Origin of the sequence: Staphylococcus sp. SB1-57, from assembly GCF_017086425.1 — a bacterium.
GTDB classification, from domain to species: Bacteria; Bacillota; Bacilli; order Staphylococcales; family Staphylococcaceae; genus Staphylococcus; species Staphylococcus warneri_A.
In genome coordinates this window covers 465,559-485,778 of record NZ_CP070964.1, presented here as the reverse complement: position 1 = coordinate 485,778, position 20,220 = coordinate 465,559, and the positions used below count along the sequence as shown (strand labels likewise).

General features: G+C 33.2%; 17 protein-coding genes and 1 pseudogene. 2 read left to right on the top strand and 16 right to left on the bottom strand.

Going from position 1 to position 20,220, the window contains the following annotated elements; all coding sequences use genetic code 11:
• Positions 1-6 precede the first annotated feature (6 nt).
• The 9 genes and pseudogenes from nreA to JX000_RS02190 all read right to left on the bottom strand — a co-directional run bounded on the left by nreA (position 7) and on the right by JX000_RS02190 (position 11,556).
• Positions 7-459: a nitrate respiration regulation accessory nitrate sensor NreA gene (gene nreA / locus JX000_RS02230; RefSeq protein WP_002450334.1), complete on the bottom strand. Its 453-nt coding sequence runs from the start codon at positions 457-459 to the stop codon at positions 7-9.
• Between the two features lie 21 nt (positions 460-480).
• On the bottom strand, positions 481-1,158 hold the full coding sequence (gene narI / locus JX000_RS02225) for a respiratory nitrate reductase subunit gamma (RefSeq protein ID WP_049425529.1): 678 nt from the start codon (positions 1,156-1,158) through the stop codon (positions 481-483).
• A pseudogene (narJ, locus tag JX000_RS02220) lies at positions 1,151-1,728 on the bottom strand (nitrate reductase molybdenum cofactor assembly chaperone). Before narJ ends, narI begins: the two are co-directional and overlap by 8 nt.
• On the bottom strand, positions 1,721-3,274 hold the full coding sequence (narH, locus tag JX000_RS02215; RefSeq protein ID WP_206140830.1) for a nitrate reductase subunit beta: 1,554 nt from the start codon (positions 3,272-3,274) through the stop codon (positions 1,721-1,723). The pseudogene narJ and the gene narH overlap by 8 nt, the downstream one beginning before the upstream one ends.
• Positions 3,264-6,947, bottom strand: a complete 3,684-nt coding sequence (locus JX000_RS02210) for a nitrate reductase subunit alpha (protein ID WP_206140829.1) — start codon at positions 6,945-6,947, stop codon at positions 3,264-3,266. Before JX000_RS02210 ends, narH begins: the two co-directional genes overlap by 11 nt.
• A 177-nt stretch (positions 6,948-7,124) precedes the next feature.
• Positions 7,125-8,051 carry a uroporphyrinogen-III C-methyltransferase gene (cobA, locus tag JX000_RS02205; RefSeq protein ID WP_002450339.1) on the bottom strand — a complete coding sequence of 309 codons (927 nt, stop codon included), beginning with the start codon at positions 8,049-8,051 and terminating at the stop codon, positions 7,125-7,127.
• Positions 8,042-8,356, bottom strand: a complete 315-nt coding sequence (gene nirD, locus JX000_RS02200; RefSeq protein ID WP_002450340.1) for a nitrite reductase small subunit NirD — start codon at positions 8,354-8,356, stop codon at positions 8,042-8,044. Before nirD ends, cobA begins: the two co-directional genes overlap by 10 nt.
• 2 nt (positions 8,357-8,358) lie before the next feature.
• Positions 8,359-10,764 (bottom strand): nitrite reductase large subunit NirB, encoded by a 2,406-nt coding sequence (nirB, locus tag JX000_RS02195; protein WP_145505592.1) that lies wholly within the window; start codon positions 10,762-10,764, stop codon positions 8,359-8,361.
• A 69-nt stretch (positions 10,765-10,833) separates the two neighbouring features.
• A complete protein-coding gene (locus JX000_RS02190) occupies positions 10,834-11,556 on the bottom strand; it encodes a sirohydrochlorin chelatase (RefSeq protein WP_206140828.1) in 723 nt (240 codons plus the stop codon).
• A 314-nt stretch (positions 11,557-11,870) separates the two neighbouring features.
• Between JX000_RS02190 and nikA the strand changes: the two genes are divergently transcribed.
• The gene (gene nikA, locus JX000_RS02185; RefSeq protein WP_206140827.1) at positions 11,871-13,343 is read left to right on the top strand and encodes a nickel ABC transporter substrate-binding protein; all 1,473 of its coding nucleotides are present in this window, start codon (positions 11,871-11,873) and stop codon (positions 13,341-13,343) included.
• Positions 13,344-13,416: 73 nt separating this feature from the next.
• Here the strand turns inward: nikA and JX000_RS02180 are convergent, their stop codons facing one another.
• The 7 genes from JX000_RS02180 to JX000_RS02155 all read right to left on the bottom strand — a co-directional run bounded on the left by JX000_RS02180 (position 13,417) and on the right by JX000_RS02155 (position 18,643).
• Positions 13,417-13,953, bottom strand: a complete 537-nt coding sequence (locus tag JX000_RS02180; RefSeq protein WP_002450344.1) for a GNAT family N-acetyltransferase — start codon at positions 13,951-13,953, stop codon at positions 13,417-13,419.
• Positions 13,954-14,403: 450 nt separating this feature from the next.
• Positions 14,404-15,222: a formate/nitrite transporter family protein gene (locus JX000_RS02175; protein WP_206140826.1), complete on the bottom strand. Its 819-nt coding sequence runs from the start codon at positions 15,220-15,222 to the stop codon at positions 14,404-14,406.
• A 278-nt stretch (positions 15,223-15,500) separates the two neighbouring features.
• The gene (locus tag JX000_RS12090) at positions 15,501-15,680 is read right to left on the bottom strand and encodes a hypothetical protein (protein WP_075778128.1); all 180 of its coding nucleotides are present in this window, start codon (positions 15,678-15,680) and stop codon (positions 15,501-15,503) included.
• Between the two features lie 83 nt (positions 15,681-15,763).
• Positions 15,764-16,234 carry an SRPBCC family protein gene (locus JX000_RS02170; protein ID WP_049424556.1) on the bottom strand — a complete coding sequence of 157 codons (471 nt, stop codon included), beginning with the start codon at positions 16,232-16,234 and terminating at the stop codon, positions 15,764-15,766.
• Positions 16,235-16,380: 146 nt separating this feature from the next.
• Positions 16,381-17,382: a metal ABC transporter solute-binding protein, Zn/Mn family gene (locus JX000_RS02165; protein ID WP_145505601.1), complete on the bottom strand. Its 1,002-nt coding sequence runs from the start codon at positions 17,380-17,382 to the stop codon at positions 16,381-16,383.
• Between the two features lie 293 nt (positions 17,383-17,675).
• Positions 17,676-18,275 carry a thioredoxin domain-containing protein gene (locus JX000_RS02160; protein WP_002450348.1) on the bottom strand — a complete coding sequence of 200 codons (600 nt, stop codon included), beginning with the start codon at positions 18,273-18,275 and terminating at the stop codon, positions 17,676-17,678.
• Positions 18,276-18,301: 26 nt separating this feature from the next.
• Positions 18,302-18,643, bottom strand: coding sequence for a DUF4467 domain-containing protein (locus JX000_RS02155; RefSeq protein WP_228077266.1), 342 nt, complete (start codon positions 18,641-18,643; stop codon positions 18,302-18,304).
• Between the two features lie 307 nt (positions 18,644-18,950).
• Here JX000_RS02155 and JX000_RS02150 point away from each other — a divergent pair, with 307 nt between their 5' ends.
• The gene (locus JX000_RS02150) at positions 18,951-20,201 is read left to right on the top strand and encodes an aminoacyltransferase (RefSeq protein ID WP_145505604.1); all 1,251 of its coding nucleotides are present in this window, start codon (positions 18,951-18,953) and stop codon (positions 20,199-20,201) included.
• Positions 20,202-20,220 lie beyond the last annotated feature (19 nt).

Below are 20,220 nucleotides of genomic sequence, written 5' to 3'. Positions count from 1 at the left end.
AATCACCTAAATTTCTTCATTAAATATGCCTAATTGTTTATAAATATCTATATCATACACATTAATTGGTAATGGCTTATGATTTCTTTGGCCAAACAACATAACCCCATACACCTGTTGTTGATACCAAAGTGGAATAGCTATGACCGCCGTTAAATTTTCACTTAATAATATAGGAAACTTCACCTTTTCATCAGGTGTTAAGGCCATATCTACATTAGCAATGATCATTCTCTTTCCCGTTTTCATCACATTACCAGCTAGACCTCGACCTTTACGTAATATAATCAATTTATATCTATCATTATTGTTACCTGATACATATTGCCATTTTATAGGTGAATAGGTGCTCGCTGATTCATAAAAAGCTAACGCCGCAAAATCAAAACCTTGTTCTAATCTAATTCTATCAATATTTTCTTGAAAACTTTGGCTTTCGAACATTGAATCTGGCATCATACTATTTCCACCTTTGAATTACTATAGTTTATTTTTTCGATAAATAATGTACCTTCTACTTGTATACGATAATGGTACACTCCATACATGAACTAAACGCGTAAATGGCCAACATGCAAAAATGGTAAACCCTAATACCATATGTAATTTAAATTGCAATGGTACATTGGCCATCAAATCTGCGTGCGGTTTAAACATAAAGAGTTGTCTAAACCATACTGAAATGGTTTCACGATAATTAAAGTCGATATGCATGATATTCGTAACTATTGTAGAGTAACATCCCATGAAGATAATAATTAATAAAAGAATATTTACAAAAATATCCGAAAATGAACTTAAACGCCTTACATTTTTAATTGTAATTCTTCTAGCAGTAAGTAACAACATACCTATTAACGTCATTATACCAAAAATACTACCAATATAGACTGCTCCAAAATGGTACATATGCTCATCAATCCCTAATGAGTCCATCCAATATTTCGGTATAACAAGACCAACTACATGTCCAAAGAAAACTGGAATTACGCCTAAATGAAATAGCAAGCTTCCCCATTTCAGTCTCTTTTTCTCAATTAATTCGCTAGACTTTGCAGTCCAAGAAAACTGGTCATACTTATATCTTGCAATGTGTCCTATGATAAATATAGCTAAACATAAGTATGGATAAATGACCCATAAAAATTGATTAATCATGTTGAGCCACCCCTTCTGGTACTTCTAAACATAATTTCAAAGTCTTTCTTAATGCTTGTATTACGTACCCATATGGATGATTTTGTTTTCCAAGTTCATTTGCCATTACAAATGTTCCATCTTCAATAATCATGATGACTAATTGAATATTTTCTTCTGCCCTTTCATCGCCACGCCATTCTATTGTCTGTAAAAATTGTAGCATCAATGGTAGATAATCTGACAATTCATTATCTACCATTTTTAATCCAAACATTTCGTACAAAACTTTGAGTTTTGCTAACATTTGGCCTCTCTCTTTTTGAGTGTCGAATTGATTATAGGTCATATATAATGGTGCTTTTTTGCTAAAATCAAAGGTATCTGTATATATATTTGTTGAATTTCAGATAACGTATATTGCATCATCTGTTCTCTAAATGCTATTAGGTCTTCATACCCCGGATGACTAGGATCGATGACTTCGTTAAATATATTTTCATTAAATGTCTTTTTCTCAGGGAAGCATAATTGCATTGCGATATATCCTAAACTGTCTTGATATCGATATAAATTGTCAAAGTTAATCACGGAAAATCCCTCCATAAAACCGCTCGTTATAAATGTCTTGACCTGATTTGTCCGTAGCAACAGCGACGCCGCATCCTTCACAATTAACGCCGAAGTTTTCACCACCATAACCTTGCGAACCTTGAGCGTGATAAGTATCTAAATAAGTTTCTTTATGTGTCGTCGGTATCACAAATCGTTCTTCATATTTGGCTAAACCTAATAATCGATACATATCTTTCGTTTGACGTTCAGTAAGTCCTAGTTGCGTTAAACGTTCAACATCGAAATCTTTTTGAGTCACTTGTGCTCTCATATAACTTCTCATCATAGCCATTTTCTGTAGTGCTTGTTTGACCGGTTTTGTAGCACCGGCTGTAAACATGTTCGCCAAATATTCTATCGGTAAGCGCATTTCTTCTATGGCAGGGAAAATCATATCCGGATCTTGTTCTGAATTTTTACCTTCAAAATAACTCATAATTGGGCTTAATGGTGGGCAATACCACACCATTGGCATAGTTCTATACTCTGGATGCAATGGGAATGCTAATTTATATTCAATTGCTAATTTATAAATCGGTGACTGTTGTGCCGCTTCAATCCATTCATGATTGACACCATCTTTTTCAGCTTGCGCAATGACTTCTTCATCAAATGGATCTAAAAATAATTCCAATTGTTTTTCATATAAATCTTGTTCATTTTCAGTCGACGCCATTTCTTCCACTCTGTCAGCATCATATAATAATACGCCTAAATATCTCATACGACCTGTACAGGTTTCTAAGCAGACTGTAGGCATGCCTGCTTCAATTCTAGGGAAGCAAAATGTACATTTTTCGGCCTTATTCGTTTTCCAGTTAAAATAAACTTTTTTATAAGGGCATCCAGTCATACAATAACGCCATCCACGACATGCATCTTGGTCGACCAAAACAATACCATCTTCATCTCTTTTATACATAGCTCCTGATGGACAAGATGCAACACAACTTGGATTAAGACAATGTTCACACAATCTTGGTAGGTACATCATAAAGGTTTCATCAAATTGAAACTTGATATCTTCTTCTATCTTTTGAATATTTGGATCTTTAGGTCCAGTCACATGACCACCAGCTAAATCATCTTCCCAGTTAGGTCCCCATTCAATATCCATCTTTTCTCCAGAAATAACAGAGTAAGCTCTTGCTACTGGTGAGTGTTGACCTGCCTTAGCTGTTGTTAAATGCTCATAGTTATAATTCCATGGCTCATAATAATCTTGAATTAATGGCATATCAGGATTATAGAAGATTTTTCCAAGGGCTATTTTAGACCACTTGCTACCAGATTTAAGTTGTAATCTGCCTTTTCGATTCAATACCCAACCGCCTTTATAGTGCTCTTGATCCTCCCAACGTTTGGGATATCCTGTACCAGGCTTTGTTTCAACATTATTAAACCACATATATTCTGCCCCAGGTCGATTTGTCCATGTGTTTTTGCAAGTAACGCTACAAGTATGACAACCTATACATTTATCTAAATTCAACACCATTGCTATTTGCGCTTTAATCTTCAAGCCAATTGACCTCCTTCATCTTTCTTACTGCTACATATACATCTCTTTGATTACCAATTGGTCCATAATAATTGAAATGATAACTAATTTGAGCATAGCCACCTATTAACTGTGTTGGTTTCAAATGAATTCGTGTTGGTGCGTTATGTGATCCACCTCTAGTATCTGTAATTTCAGAACCTGGCGTTTGAATATGTTTATCTTGTGCATGATACATAAACATGGTACCTTTAGGCATTCTGTGTGAAATAACAGCTCTCGCAGTAACGACACCATTTCGGTTATATACTTCTAACCAATCGTTATCCTGAATGTTGTGTTCTTTAGCATCTTCATCAGAAATCCAAACTGTTGGACCACCTCTAAATAGCGTTAACATATGTTTATTATCTTGATACATAGAGTGAATATTCCATTTACCATGTGGTGTAAGATAACGCAGAATTAAAGTATCAGTGCCACCTTTAATTTGTTTATCCTTAGTACCAAATACCATTGGCGGTAACGCAGGTTTGTAAATCGGTAAACTTTCTCCAAATTGTTGGAAAACCTCATGATCAATATAGTAACTTTGACGACCAGTTAACGTTCTAAAAGGAACGAGTCGTTCAATATTAGTTGTAAATGGTGAATAACGTCGTCCATTTTTATTTGATCCAGGGAACACTGCAGTTGGTATAACTTCTCTAGGTTGAGAACCAATATTTAAAAATGTTATTTTTTCAGACGCACGTTCACTTGAAATATCTGTTAACGTCATACCTGTTTGTTTTTCTAAGTCTTGATAAGATTTTTGTGATAATTTACCATTTGTAGCAGATGAAATATTCAACATTGCATCTGCTACATTTCGAGCAGAGTGAATTCTTGGTTTATCATTTTTGATAGAATTAGGGTCTTTATCATTCCAAGTCCCTAGCATACTTTTTAATTCTTCGTATTGTTCCTTCACGCTAAAACTAACGCCATGTGCCCCTACATTATCTGTCTCTAATTTCGGTCCAACAGAAACATATTTATCGTAAATTAACGTGTAGTCACGTTCTACGATTGTAAAGTTAGGCATGGTTTTACCGGGTATGGCATCTATCTCTCCTTTAGACCAATCTTTTACGATACCTAATGGTGTTGCTATTTCTTGTTTGGAATCATGACCTAACGGTGTTGTTACGACATCTTTATATGTACCTGGTAGATAATCCTTCGCCATTTCTGACACTGCTTTAGCGAGTGTTTTATAAATATCCCAATCTGATCGAGACTCCCACAATGGATCTATGGCTGGATTAAATGGATGAACATAAGGATGCATATCAGTAGAAGAAAGATCATGTTTTTCATACCAAGTTGCTGCTGGTAAAACAATATCCGAATATAATGGCGTCGCTGTCATTCTAAAATCGAGTGATACGAGTAAATCTAATTTACCTGTTGTTTCTTCTCGCCATTGAATTTCATCAGGTTTATCATCTTCGTTTGGTGATGCTAATAATCCTGATTTTGTACCTAATAAATGTTTCATAAAATATTCTTGTCCTTTAGCAGAACTAGAGATTAAATTAGAACGCCATACGAATAATGTTTTAGGATGGTTTTTTCTTAAATCCGGATCTTCTACTGCAAATTTTGTTTGTTTCGTTTTCACTTCATTAATCGCACGTTTTAATATGGCTTCATTTGAATCATCACCATTTTCTTTAGCTTCTTCTGCGAATAACAAACTATTCTTATTAAACTGAGGATACGATGGTAACCAACCTAATTTAGCAGCTGTAACATTGTAATCAGCTGGATGTTGATGTTTAATATGTTTCGCTAAAGGTGATTTCAATTTATCGACATTTGATTCTTCATATTTCCATTGATCTGTCGCGAAATAGAACCAACTTGTACCATTTTGTAAACGAGGTGGTCCTTGCCAATCTTTAGCAAATGCAATCGTATTCCAACCTTCAATAGGTCGACATTTTTCTTGTCCAACATAGTGTGCCCAACCGCCACCATTTACTCCTTGACAGCCACATAACATAATTAAATTTAAAATCGAACGATAAATTGTATCGGAATTAAACCAGTGGTTGATACCAGCACCCATAATGATCATTGAACGCCCTTCTGTGTCTATAGCGTTTTGGGCAAATTCTTTTGCAACTTGAACAACTAAACTAGATTTTATACCTGTAATGTCTTCCTGCCATGCAGGTGTATATTTAGAATGCGAATCATCATATCCCGTCGCTTCTAATTCATGATTAAAACGTTTGATACCATATTGACTAACCATCAAATCATATACAGTAGTAATATATCTTTCATCACCATTAGCTAATTTAATCTTCTTAGTAGGTATAGGGCGTTCAAAGACACCATCACCATTGCTATCAAAATATGGAAATTGAATTTGTTGTAATTCAAAATCGCTTTCATCCATGGATAAACTAGGTTGAATAACATTGCCATCTTCATCTTCTAATTTAAGATTCCATTGTTTACCATCTTCCCAACGTTGTCCCATCGTGCCATTTGGAACAACTAGTTGATTTGATAAGTTATCAAATAACACAGGCTTCCATTCTCCGTTTGTTGTATCTTGTCCAAGATCACTTGCTCTTAAAAATCGGCCTGCTTTCAAACCATTGTCATCTTGATCTAACATTAATACAAAAGGCATATCTGTATATTGTTTAGCATAATTAATAAATCGTGAATTAGGATTGTTGATATAATATTCTTGTAAAATAACATGTGTCATTGCTTGAGCAACTGCAGCATCAGTACCTGGGTTAGGTGCTAACCAATTATCAGCAAATTTTACATTTTCAGCATAATCCGGCGCGATAGAAACGACTTTAGTCCCTTTATATCTCACTTCTGTCATAAAGTGCGCATCTGGTTTTCGTGTTAATGGCACGTTTGAACCCCACATAATCAAGTAAGCAGCGTTATACCAATCACTTGATTCAGGAACATCTGTCTGTTCTCCCCAAATTTGAGGTGATGCTGGTGGTAAATCAGCATACCAATCATAAAAACTTAACATTTCTCCGCCTAATAAATTAATGAATCGTGCGCCAGCTGCATAGCTCACCATAGACATCGCTGGAATAGGTGTGAATCCAGCTATTCTATCTGGACCGTCCTTTTTGATGGTATATAATAATTGAGCAGCAATAATATCAGTTACATCTTTCCAATTTGATCTTACATGACCACCCATACCACGTGCTTGTTTATAACGTTTTGCTTTTTCTTCATCTTCTACAATAGATGCCCATGCAGCTATTTTGTTTCCATGATTTTCTTCAAGTGCTTCTTGCCATAATTCTAAAAGTTGACCTCTGATATAGGGATATTTAACTCTTAATGGACTATATTCATACCATGAAAATGATGCACCTCTAGGACATCCTCTTGGTTCATATTCCGGCATTTCTGGACCACAACTAAGATAATCTGTTTGTTGATTTTCCCAAGTAATGACGCCATTCTTAACAAAAACTTTCCATGAACATGATCCAGTGCAATTCACGCCGTGTGTTGTTCTCACTTCTTTGTCGTGACTCCATCGTTCACGGTACATTTTTTCCCATTCTCTGCTTTTACTTTCAAGTACTGACCAATTACCATTAAACTTTTCAGTTGGCTTAAAAAAATTTAATCCAAATTTCCCCATAAGTATCCTCCTAGACCTTTACTTCATATATGCGTTCCTAACTTTTCAATTAGATTGTACATTTTTTCACAATATTTATATATTAGGGAATGTCCTAATTGCACTTATAAATTTCCTACAAAAAAGCAGTGCCTATTCTAGATAGACACTGCGTTATAGTTAATATTCATTGTGGATTTATATTTCAATAAATTGATGTGCATACTGCTTTAGTACTGATTTGTATAATGCTTGTTGAGAATAATGATACGTCTCATCTACTTCAATCATGGATCCATAACCTTGTTCATATAATAATTCACATTTTTCCAATGCGTGATTTCTATTCCCTTTTACAATATATATGATTTCTGTATGCTTAGCCTTATTTTGAGGTAGTGAATAGTTGATGATATCTCCAATGATACAAATACCTGGTAATCCTTCTACATTATATTGGGTTAACTTTTGCTCAATATTACTGATATTTCCAGTCAATATTTTCTCATCAAAAAGTGATGCACGAAAGACAATAGCAATTGGGTAATCATAAGATGTATATTGTCTGATTTGCTTAATAATTCTAGGTAATCGTTTAACCCCCATATAAACTGCTAGCGTTCCTTTATTTAATAATGTACTAATATCAATGTCATTATCTTTTGAATCTTTAAAATGACCTGTTGAAAAAGTGACGTTTTTAGCTATACTCCTCATCGTTAGACCTAAGTTCATGGATTGCGCTGCTGCACTTGCCGATGTTACACCAGGCACAATTTCAAAGTCGATATTCAGCTTATTTAATGCTTCAACTTCTTCTTGGACTCGTCCAAATATAGCGGGATCGCCACCTTTAAGTCTAACCACATGATGATGTTTACTTGCAGCTTCAATCGTTTTTTGATTAATGCTTTCTTGTTGAATATGCTTAGTATATGGTTTCTTACCAACATCAACAATTTCTATTTCTGGCTTAGCATATTGTAAGATAAAGGGATTAACCAATCTGTCATATAATATGATATCAGCATTTTCAATGAGCCGTTGTGCTCTTTTAGTTAATAAGCTAGGGTTACCTGGACCTGCACCTACTAAGTAGACAGTTCCGTATTCATTTATAGACATATAAATATATCTCCATCTATGATTTCTACTGGATATGTTTTTACACAACCAGTATCTGGCTCCTGCACATTACCTGTCTTAAGGTCAATTTTTTGATCATGTAATGGACAATAAACATAACTTCCACTTACAGTACCTTCTGACAAAGGGCCTTCCTTATGGGGACAAATATTATTAACTGCAAATATCTCACCCTCATTTGTTAAAAACAAACCAATCTCTTTATCGTTTACGAATACTTTTTTACCAATTAGTGGTGTTAACTCATCTATACGAGACACTTTAATTTTCTGCATATTTTTCATGATTAAACCCTCTCAACTTCAAAGATTTTTTGTGATGCTTTATCATTTACGATTGCTTGCCAAGGTTCATCTTGAATCGCTTGTTTCGCTTCCATCACTCTATCGAAAAGTGCTTGTTGACGTTCGGGATCTAACAATACTTCTTTCACATTTTCAAAGCCAAGACGTTCTAACCATGGCGCAGTTCTTTCAGAATAGATTCCAGTTTCACGATAATATTGCATCAATGCGCCACAAATACGAATCACTTCATCTTCTGTTTCTACAGTTGTTAGTAATTGTCCTTTTGTTACTTCAGTACCGCCATTGCCACCGATATAGAGTTGAAAACCGTTTTCTACAGATATTACACCAAAATCTTTAACACCAGATTCTACACAGCTTCTAGGGCAACCTGACACCCCCATTTTGAATTTATGAGGTGTATCAATATATTCAAATGTCTTCTCTAATCTAATACCAAGTTGAGTAGTATATTGTGTTCCAAATCTACAGAATTCTTTACCTACACAACTTTTAACTGAACGTGTTTTTTTACCATATGCCGAAGCTGAACGCATGCCTAAGTCTTCCCATACGCTTGGAAGTTCTTCTTTTTTCAATCCATATAATCCCACACGTTGAGAGCCAGTCACTTTGACAAGTGGTACATTATATTTTTTAGCGACTTCTCCCAATCTAATAAGTTGATCTGCATCTGTAACACCACCGCGCATTTGAGGAATAACGGAAAATGTACCGTCATTTTGAATATTTGCATGATAGCGTTCATTTGCGAATCGTGATTCCTTTTCATCTTTATGCTCATATGGATAAATCATGTTCAAATAATAGTTGATAGCTGGGCGACATTTCGGGCAACCATTTTTATCTTTGAAGTTGAGTACATGTCTCACTTCTTTAGATGTTTTGAGTCCTTTGGCTCTAATTTGAGTAACAATTTGATCACGTGATAAATCTGTACAAGCGCATATACCAGTTGGTTTGGATGCTACAAAATCATCGCCTAAAGCATATTGTAGAATATCTGCGATTTGCCCTTTACATTTCCCACACGAATTTCCTGCTTTAGTCATTTTTGTTACTTCAGCAACAGATGTTAGTCCATTTTTAGTAATTGCTTCTACAATTGTGCCTTTATTAACACCATTACAGCCACATATTGTTTCATCATCTGCCATATCCTCAATGGATACATTGGCATCTTCTCCACCTTTTGTTAATAAAGAGACTAACGTATAGTCTTCGATAGATTCATGTTTTTTCATCATATTATAGAATCGAGAGCCATCATCTGTATTACCATATAGCACTACACCGACAACTTCACCGTCTTTTAAAAATACTTTTTTATAATGATTATCGATACTATTAAATATTTCTATACCATGAATATCTTCAGTTTCTTCAATGGTACCTGCACTATATAAATCACATCCTGATACCTTTAAAGATGTAAATGTAGTGGAGCCATGGTAACCATTAGTTTCTTTTTGTGTTAAATAATCTGCTAGAACGATACCTTGCTCATATAATGGTGCCACTAAACCATATACTTTACCTTCACATTCTGCGCATTCACCCACAGCAAAGATATTTGGATCACTTGTTTGCATATATGCATTAACGATAATACCTCTATTGACCTCTAATCCTGCTGCTTTAGCTACCTCAGTATAAGGTCTAATACCTACTGCCATAACTACTAAATCAGCTTCTAGCACACGTCCATCTGCTAATCTAACAGCTTCAACATCTTTATCACCAAGAATTTCTTGCGTATTCGCTTGTAATTCAAAGCGCATGCCTTGTTGTTCTAAATCATTTTTTAGCATTTGACCTGCTTTTCGATCCAGTTGCATTTCCATAAGCCATTCTGCTAAATGTATCACGGTTACTTCCATGCCTTGGTCTAATAATCCTCTAGCACATTCTAATCCTAAAAGGCCCCCGCCTATAACAATCGCTTTTTGTTTAGTTTGAGCTATCTCCATCATGCGTTTAGTATCATCAATTGTTCGCCATCCAATAACACTCGGTAAATCAGACCCTGGAATAGGTAATACGAATGCCTTTGAACCTGTTGCAATTATACATTGATCATACTCAAATGATTGCCCACTCTCAGTTATAACGGTCTTATTTGCTCTATCTAATATCGTCACTGGATCGTTATTAATCAATTTAATATCATGTTCTGCGTACCAGTCATATGAATTCATGATGGTTTCTTCCACAGTCATTTTATTTTGTAAAATATTAGATAACATGATTCTATTATAATTTGGGTAGTCTTCTTTACCTATAATGGTAATTTCAAAACGTTGCGGATCTCTATCCAAAATTTCTTCGATTGTTCTCAAACCAGCCATGCCATTTCCGATCATCACTAATTTGTTCTTAGTCATATATATGCCCCTTTATCACTTAAGATAAGTTATTTAAAGGATTGGATATAAAGGCACATGTCTTAATTTTTAAAATCGGAGTGCTTCTAGACGTTCTCGAATAATGAGTCTCAATGTGTCATCAAAATTGATTGACGGTGTGATGTGTAATATACAATGAATAGCCATGTCATCAATGAGTCGTTTTACTTTATTGACCAATCTTCCATCAAATAAAAAGAGTGGCACGATGATTAATTCATCATATTGTTTTGATATCTCATCTAAATCATTTCTAAATGTTAAATCGCCGTATAAGGCTCTTGCATAAACAGGTCGATCCGAATCAATTGTTTTCACAAATGCTTTAAGTTCATCATGTGCTTTTGTAAAACGGCCACTTCTATTACCGTGTGCAATGATAACTGTTGCTGTTTTGGATGATTGATCGACTAGCTGCACATCGTCAATTCTTCTTTCTACTAGTGATTTCATATAAGGATGTGTGCCTAATGGTTCACTCATTTGACTTGAAATATGCGGATACTTTTCTTTCATCTCTGATAATATGTTTGGAATATCGCCAATATAATGCATCGCTCTAAAAATTAGCAACGGTACGATTCTAAATTGTGTGATTCCTTTTTCGATCATCTTTTTCATTGTAATTTCCAAACTCTGCGTGTCACTCTCTAAAAATGCTAATTCATAATGGTACTCTTCATCTTTAAGCAAGGTTGTAATGAATTCTTCTAAGGCTTTATTTTGATTTCCTTTTCTCATTCCATGTGCCACTAAAATGTTGCCTACCATAATACCAATCCTTTCAACTTGAATTGTAAACTAATTCATATTACTTTTGTGATTAAATTCACATTTTTAGCGAAAATTAGGGAATCCCCTTATAAAGGTTCTATGAACTAAATATATAAATATTTAACTTTACAAAAAGAGATGTATAAAGATTTAAATTACATGTAATAAGATATATAATTAAAATATTGGTGGTTAATATATGTACTACTTCAATCAGCACCTATTTCAAATACATAACGATGCAATGCGTACATGCCTTATTAACGACTTAGTAAATTTTCATGATTAGAAAACAGAGAGGAGTCAATGACATGAAAAGATTTACTATTCTGATAATTATAGTATCTTTTATTTTAGCAAGTTGTAGCAATAATGCAACAAATAAAAAAAATACGCTTAATGTTGAAATTCCATTAAAAACAACATCAATTGCGCCGTATGAAACGGATGTGCCTGTGAAAATCGGTGCATTAGAGTCATTATTCAAAATGTCTAAAGATGGTAAAGTGAAACCACTATTGGTTAAATCATTCAAGCAAAAATCTGATGATACCCTTACCCTTAAAATTAAAGATGACATTCATTTCCAAAATGGTCACAAATTAACTGGTGATGCTGTCAAACGTAGTCTAGAACAAGGTGTAAAAAAGAGTGACTTATTAAGTGGGTCTCTTCCTATTGATAAAATCACTGCAAAAGGTCAAGACGTGACCGTCAAAACGAAGGAACCTTATCCTGAATTAAAATCTGAATTAGCGAGTCCATTCGCAGCTATTTATGACACTCAAGCGAAAGGCAAAGTTTCGGATCAACCAGTTGGCACTGGTCCCTATAAAATTGACAAATATCAACGTTCACAAAAAATACAACTATCAAAATATAAAGATTATTGGCAAGGTACACCTAAATTAAGCAAAATCAATGTCACTTATCATGAAGATGGCAATACTCGTGTTAACCACTTATTATCTGGCAAATCAGATCTAACTACAGATGTACCTATCGATCAAATTAATGATATTAAGAAATCTAACAAAGCAAATATTCAAAGTACATCTGGTTTCAGAACACATTTATTGCTATATAATCATGACAGTAAAAAAATGAACAAAAATGTTCGAGAAGCATTTGATGTAGTCATTAATCGTAAAGAGATTGCTAAAAATGTTTCCAAAAATTATGCCAAACCCGCTTCTGGCCCATTTAATGACCGATTGAAACATATTAAAGATGGCAAGGTTCAACCACAAGATATTAACAAAGCGAGAAAACTATTAGCCAAAGAAGGCTACACTAAAGATCACCCTTTAAAAATCAATATAGTTACTTATGACGGTAGACCTGAATTACCTAAAATTGGACAAGTCATCCAATCTGAAGCTAAAAAAGCAAATATTGATGTGAAATTAAGAAATGTAGATGACATCGAAGGATACTTGAAAGATAAAGATGCATGGGATGCATCAATGTACAGTTACTTAACTGTTCCTAGAGGAGATACAGGTTATTTCTTTAATACTGCATACTTACCAAAAGGCGCAAATAACAAAGGTAACTATAATAATAAAGAGGTTACGCAACAAATCAAACAACTCAACCAAACATTCGGTCAACCAGAACGCGAGCAACTAACTAATCAAATATTGAAAACGTCTGACAAAGACATTCCAAATAGTTATATAACGTACAATGACCAAATTGACGGTGTAAGTAAAAATGTGAAAAACTTCAATGTAACACCTGAATCTATTTATTTAATTGATTACAAAGTAGACAAAAAATAATAGAATTAAAATAGCCAGTAAATGAATGATCCAACTCATTTACTGGCTATTTTTTAACTCTATGTGATTACTTTTAAAATGGGGGTTGTCCTAGAATCTTTTCTTCAAAGCGTTCAGGAATTAATATTTTCCTCATAATCACACCTAAATCACCGTCATCGTTTTCATGTTCAGCATATATTTCATATCCTCTTTTTTCATAAATACTTAATAACCAAGGATGTAATCGCGCGGATGTGCCTAATGTGACTGCTGAGGCCTTTAATGTATCTCTTAAAAAGTCTTCTTCTACATATTTTAACAATTGACTACCATAACCTTGTCCATCAAATTCTGGTTGTGTTGCAAACCACCAAACGAACGGATAACCTGAAATACTTCTGACACTCCCCCAAGGATATCTTACTGTAATTGTTGAGATGATTGTGTCGTTTAATTCTAATACAAATGTAGTATTATGTTTGATATTGTCTGCTACCATTTCCTCTGTGGCATTCACTGATGGCCAGTCGATACCTAGCTCTCTTAATGGCGTAAAAGCTTCATACATAAGTCGATGAATCGATAAAACATCACTTTGATCTGCAATTCTTATATTCACGTTACTCATTCTCTTCACGTCCTTCATTTTCTCTATTCATGACATTAAGCGTAAAAAGAAAAACGACAAGAGTCAATCAACTTGTTTGATAGGTATCTACAAAAAAGTAAGGGGGTGGGATAGAAATAATAAAGAACCACTAATCATTTATGATGTAGTGGTTCTTACGCATTAGCCACAGCTAATGTGTACTTTAAAATCTGTAGATTTTCTTTTCGAAATTCTCTATGTTTTGGGCCCGTCACCCCGGCAATGTTAACTAGAAATGAAAAAGCTTGGTACATTAGACCTTCTTTGTAATTTATTACTTAGACGATTTTATGCATGAACTTTAGTTCATGTATACCTCTAAAGCTTAATTTGAACACATGAGTCAATACGCATGTGTAAGTCAACTACTGCCTATATATGAATGTAACTTGAAATATATTTATGTCCCAACCTGTTACACACATATTATTATTTTAATTGTGAACGTTGCCCATTTAAGTATGCATAAACTAATCCAACAAAGATACCGCCACCAATGTAATTACCTATTAAAGCAAATACAATATTTTTTAACACACCTAAACCGGACATTCCATCAATATTGAAAAAAAGCATACCTGAGAATAACCCTGCATTAAATACAACGTGTTCATAACCCATGAAGACAAACACAACTACTCCACAAGCAATAAAGAAAGCCTTTGTTAATCCTTCTTTAAATTGCATAGAAACAAAGATACCTATATTAATAAAGAAATTACAGAAAATACCTTTTACTAATATATTTAACCACGTTGATGCTTCCGTTTTCTTTTGTACGGTTTCAGTTAGTGCATCAGTCATTTCTGGTGTCATCACATGTGCATATTTCATTAAGAAAAATAAGATAATTCCACCAAGTACATTACCGATAAAGCAAAATATAAATATCCATATCACTTTATTCAAACGTATCGCTTTATAATACCAACCTACTGTTAGATACATAAAATTACTTGTTAATAATTCTGAATTCGTTAATACAATTAATACTAAGGCTAAACTAAATGCGATGGCACCAAGTAAATTTATTAAACCATCAATTTGTGTAGAAGCAAATTGTGTTTTAATAGCTAGCATAAATACTGTGACAATAGATAACAAGAATCCTGCCATCATTGCTTTTAACGCATAACGCATAGGTGTTCTGTCAGCCATGACTTCTTTCATTTGTGCTTGGCTTACTACCGCTTCCATAATAGACTTAGTTGCGTATGTATCTTCGGTAGTTTTTCGATTTTCCATCATATTCTCAATTACTCCCATCTTTTTAAAATAATTTATTTCATATTCATTATATGAAGAAATAAAGATGATGAATAGTGGTAATTTTTTAACAAATGATAAAATGCTTTTTAAGTTATTTATAAATATTTGATAGAATTGGTTTTACATTTCAATTTAATGATTGTCTCATCTAACATTTGAGACAACTGAATAATCAAACCAATATAAAAGAGAAAAACTGAGATAGAGACATAATAATTGTCCCCATCCCAGTCCATATTTAAATATTAGCGATCCCATTATTTTCGTTTTAATTTTGAAAAATAATGTAATCCTGATGCAAAAATACTATACCCTAGTAGCGTTCTTAATATAAAACGCACATATTGGTTAGCAAAACATTTGGAGTTAATGACAACCGCCGAAATTAAATGTGTAAATGAGTATAATCCTAATACAATTAGATATCGTTTTTTCATCAAATCAACCTCTTTTTTTAATAAGATTTCAATTCAATGATACACCCATATGAACTTCCACGATTGGCACAATTTATTTACAATTATGATTTTAATAGTTTTTCTAATTGGTCTAATGTTGAATTCATACCTTCTTCGACCCCCATATCAAGCGCTTGTTGTGCAGCCTCTTTTGAAGGTAAAACGGATGTTGACGTCACTGTAGTTTGATTAGGTTGCTTTTCCTCAAATTCAATTGTGATATGCATGCCAGGCATGTTAGGATCTTTGTCACCTTCAGGTGTAGCGAAAAAGTCTAAGTATTCAATGTAATTAGGTTTTTCAATTTTTTTATATTCTGAACGCGTGTAACTTGTCATATCAGGTGTGTGAATAGCAAAGAACGCATGTCCACCTTCTTCAACATTGAATTCAAATACTTCTGTAGAAGCACCTTCTGGGTGAAACCATTGTTTAAACAAATCTTCTTGTGTATATGCGTTAAATAGTTCATGAATCGTTCCTGTAAATGTTCTTGAAAAGATAATTTTATTTTTCTCTACTTTAATAGTCATTTATATTCTCCTAAGTTTTGATTATTAAAATCAATTTTATCATAGCAAAATAGATTAGAAGTTACTAAAAATTGAATCATAAAAACACCTCATCATGCTAGAATCAAATTCTAACATCTGAGGTGTTACTGTTTATCTCATATTAATTAGTGTTCATGCTCGTGTTCATGCTCTTCATCTTTTACTTTAATTTTACTATCTAAAGCTTTTTTAATGTTTTTAATGTTTTCTTTCATTAATGATTGATATGAAAGACCTTTTTTATTTTGTTGTTCTTTAGTTACAGATTCCATATTGTTGAATTTTAATGGTTTCGCGTCTGTTTCTTTTCTAATTGTGTCAGTGATCTTATTGGATACATTTTCTTCATATAAAATGTATTCTACTTTATTCTTTTTAATTTCTTTCACAATGTTTGTAAGATCTTTTTGTGATGGATCTTCTGCACTCATATTTTGAACACCTATTTGTTCGAATCCATAACGATTAGAAAGATAACCAAAAGATTCATGAGAGATAAATACTGCATTACCTTTTTTACCTTTAGTCGCATCTTTCATATCTTTATCAATATTCTCTAGATCTTTGTTTAATTTTTTATAGTTCTTTTCATAATATTTCTTATGATCTGGATCTTTTTTCACAAGTTGATCTTTAATCTCTTTAGCGAATGTTTGGTCCATCTTAGGATCTAACCAAACGTGCGGATCATATTTACCATGATGGTGATGTTCTTCTTCGCCATGATGTTCTTCTTCACCTTCATGATGATGGTGATCAGCTAATAAATCATTTTTGCTAATTTTATCTTGTAGAGATAGTTTTTTATCATCTTTTTTAATAGTTGAAGCCACTTTTTTAGCTACTGGGTCTAAATCGTCACCAGTGTAAATGAATAAATCAGATTTTGCTGCACTCATCATATCTTTTTGAGTAGGTTCATAACTATGTAAGTCTGCGCCCGCTGGATAAATTGATTTAACATCTACATATTTACCACCAATTTGTTCTGTAAATGATTTCAATGGATATACTGTTGTATTGACTTTTAACTTATCTCCTTTTTTATGATCATCACCGTTGCCACATGCAGCAAGTGCTAATATCATAAGAGGAATAAGTAGCAATAAACTTAATTTTCTTTTCATATCGTTCCTCCTAAATAGTAATTATTACGATTAAAAATTATATACCTTACTTTCACAAAAAACAAGCCTATCCATACAACTTTTTGTATCAATCTTATCTTTTAAATATTCAAAATAATTTAAACTTTATATGACCATACCCAGTATCACCATTACCTAGCTAGTTATCCATCATCTTAATTAAATTTTTACAATATCAATAAAAGGTCGAGATATAATGCTACTGCAAATTGGAAACGATTCCTCGTCGTCCAAAATACAGGCATAAATCCCGACCTCATTATATAAATGATTTATTTTGATTGAAGTAATTTATCATATTCTTTAAAGTGATATGGATCTTCCACTTTTTTGCCATTGATAAAAACTGTTGGCGCTGTCTCAATATGATGTGCTTTTGTATCTTTCTTATCTTTATTTGCAGCTTTCCATGCGGCACTATTTTTAGTTTTATATTCTGACTTTATTTTTTCTTTTTGATCTGCAGAAATATTCAAATGATCAATCTGTTGGTCAACTACTTTTTCAGTAATCCACGCTTTCTTTTCATCTTGTTGATGCTCGAACATTAATTTTTGAAATTGTAAATAAGAACGAGGTGCAATATTTTGAACTGCATGACCTGCTCTTGACCCTATAATTGAATCTTTACCTAAAAATGCCATATTAACGTATTTAATTTCCGCTTTATGGTTGCTTAAATATTTCTCTTTAAGTTTAGGCATCACATTCTTTTCAACCTTTTTACAATATGGACATTTAAAATCACCATAAATAACAATAAGTGGTTTACCATCTTTAGTGGCTTGAGGTGATTTCACCTCTTCTTTACCACAACCACTTACTAACACGATGATTAAACTTATACATATCATACCGATTAATTTTTTCATTGTTGCTCCTTATCACTTATAGCAGGCTAGCGCATATTTTCTTCTTTGTAATCCGGATCATGTTCTTGATAATAACCTTTTGAGTTAAAGTTTTCTTTATATTTAGCTTTTTTACCATTAAACTCATAAGTATAATAACGGACTTCTTCATCATCACTTAAAGGTTTATATGCTAAGATAACGTATTTACCTTTATCATAAACATAGATATTAGCATCCTTTTTATCAAAGTGCTTCACTTCATCGCCAGCATCTCTTTTGGCTATTTTAGTTTGTTTCTTTTCTTGTAGCTTAACCGCTTTATCAATTTTATCTGTATACTTTCCACTACTACATCCAACTAGTATTAGCGTTAATATACTAATCATCACTACGAATCTCTTCAATATGTTCACTCCCGATAATATGACTCATATGAAATGAAATCTTATTTTAAATCATGTCATCTTTCACTCTAAATTTTATCATAGAATGCAGAGCATAACAGTATCAATTAATACAAAAAACACAATTTTAAATTAATTTTAAAAATAAATAGAATGTATGATTTTATCACATCATACAAAAGTATGACGCTATTTTTTATGTTATGATGTGTAATGATAGTAGTATTTTGATAATATAATTATTGACGATTTATTCATTAGTTTTTATTTCTAGAGGGGAAGATATATATTGAAATTCGTAAACTTAACATCCGAAGAATTCGGTAAATTTACTTCAGAACATTTTTCACATTACACACAATCAAGCATTCATTATGATAATCGACATGAAATGCGAGGAGACGTTCATCTTGTCGGTGTTAAAAATGATAAAGATGAGGTCATTGCAGCTTGTCTTTTAACTGAAGCACGTACATTAAAATTCTTTAAATATTTTTATACACATCGCGGTCCAGTCATGGACTATAATAACTTATCACTAGTACATTTCTTCTTTAAATCTTTAACTTCATACTTGAAGAAACATCATTGTTTATATGTACTTGTTGATCCTTACATTCTCGAAAATTTAAGAAATGCTGATGGTGAAATTTTAAAATCATTCGATAACCGTGCTGTTATCAAAACAATGGAAGATTTAGGCTATAAACACCAAGGTTATACAGTTGGATATGATATGATGAGCCAAATTCGTTGGCTTTCTGTCCTAGATTTAAAAGGTAAATCAGAAGATCAATTAATGAAAGAAATGGACTATCAAACACGTCGTAATATTAAAAAAACATATGAAATGGGCGTGAAAGTACGTACGTTATCTATAGATGAAACGGGTACATTCTTTGATTTATTTAGAATGGCAGAAGAAAAACATGGTTTCAAATTCCGTGACCAACCCTACTTTGAAGAGTTACAAAAAACATATGGCGACAATGCTATGCTTAAATTAGCCTATATCGATTTACAAGAATATCTCACTACTCTAGAAGATAAACACAAGGATTTATCAAAACAACTTCATGATGTAGAAACATCTCTACAAGAGAATCCAAATTCTAAGAAAAATAAAACAAAGCATACGCAAATTAAACAACAATACGATAGCAACGAACGTAAGATTAGCCAAACTAAAGATGAAATTGCAAAAGAAGGTCAAGTATTGAACTTAGCCGCTGCAATATATATTTATAACGACCATGAAGTATATTACTTATCTAGTGGTTCTAATCCAAGATATAACCCTTATATGGGAGCATACCGTTTGCAATGGGAAATGATTAAATTTGCCAAAGCACATCATATTGACCGTTACAACTTCTATGGTATTACTGGCGACTTTAGTGAAGATGCTGAAGATTATGGTGTTCAACGCTTTAAAGAAGGCTTTAACGCTAATGTATATGAATATATCGGAGACTTTGTTAAACCGATTAAACCATTGTTCTACCATGTAAAAGAATTAATTGATAACAGAAAAAAATAAGTATACTAAAAAATCCCAG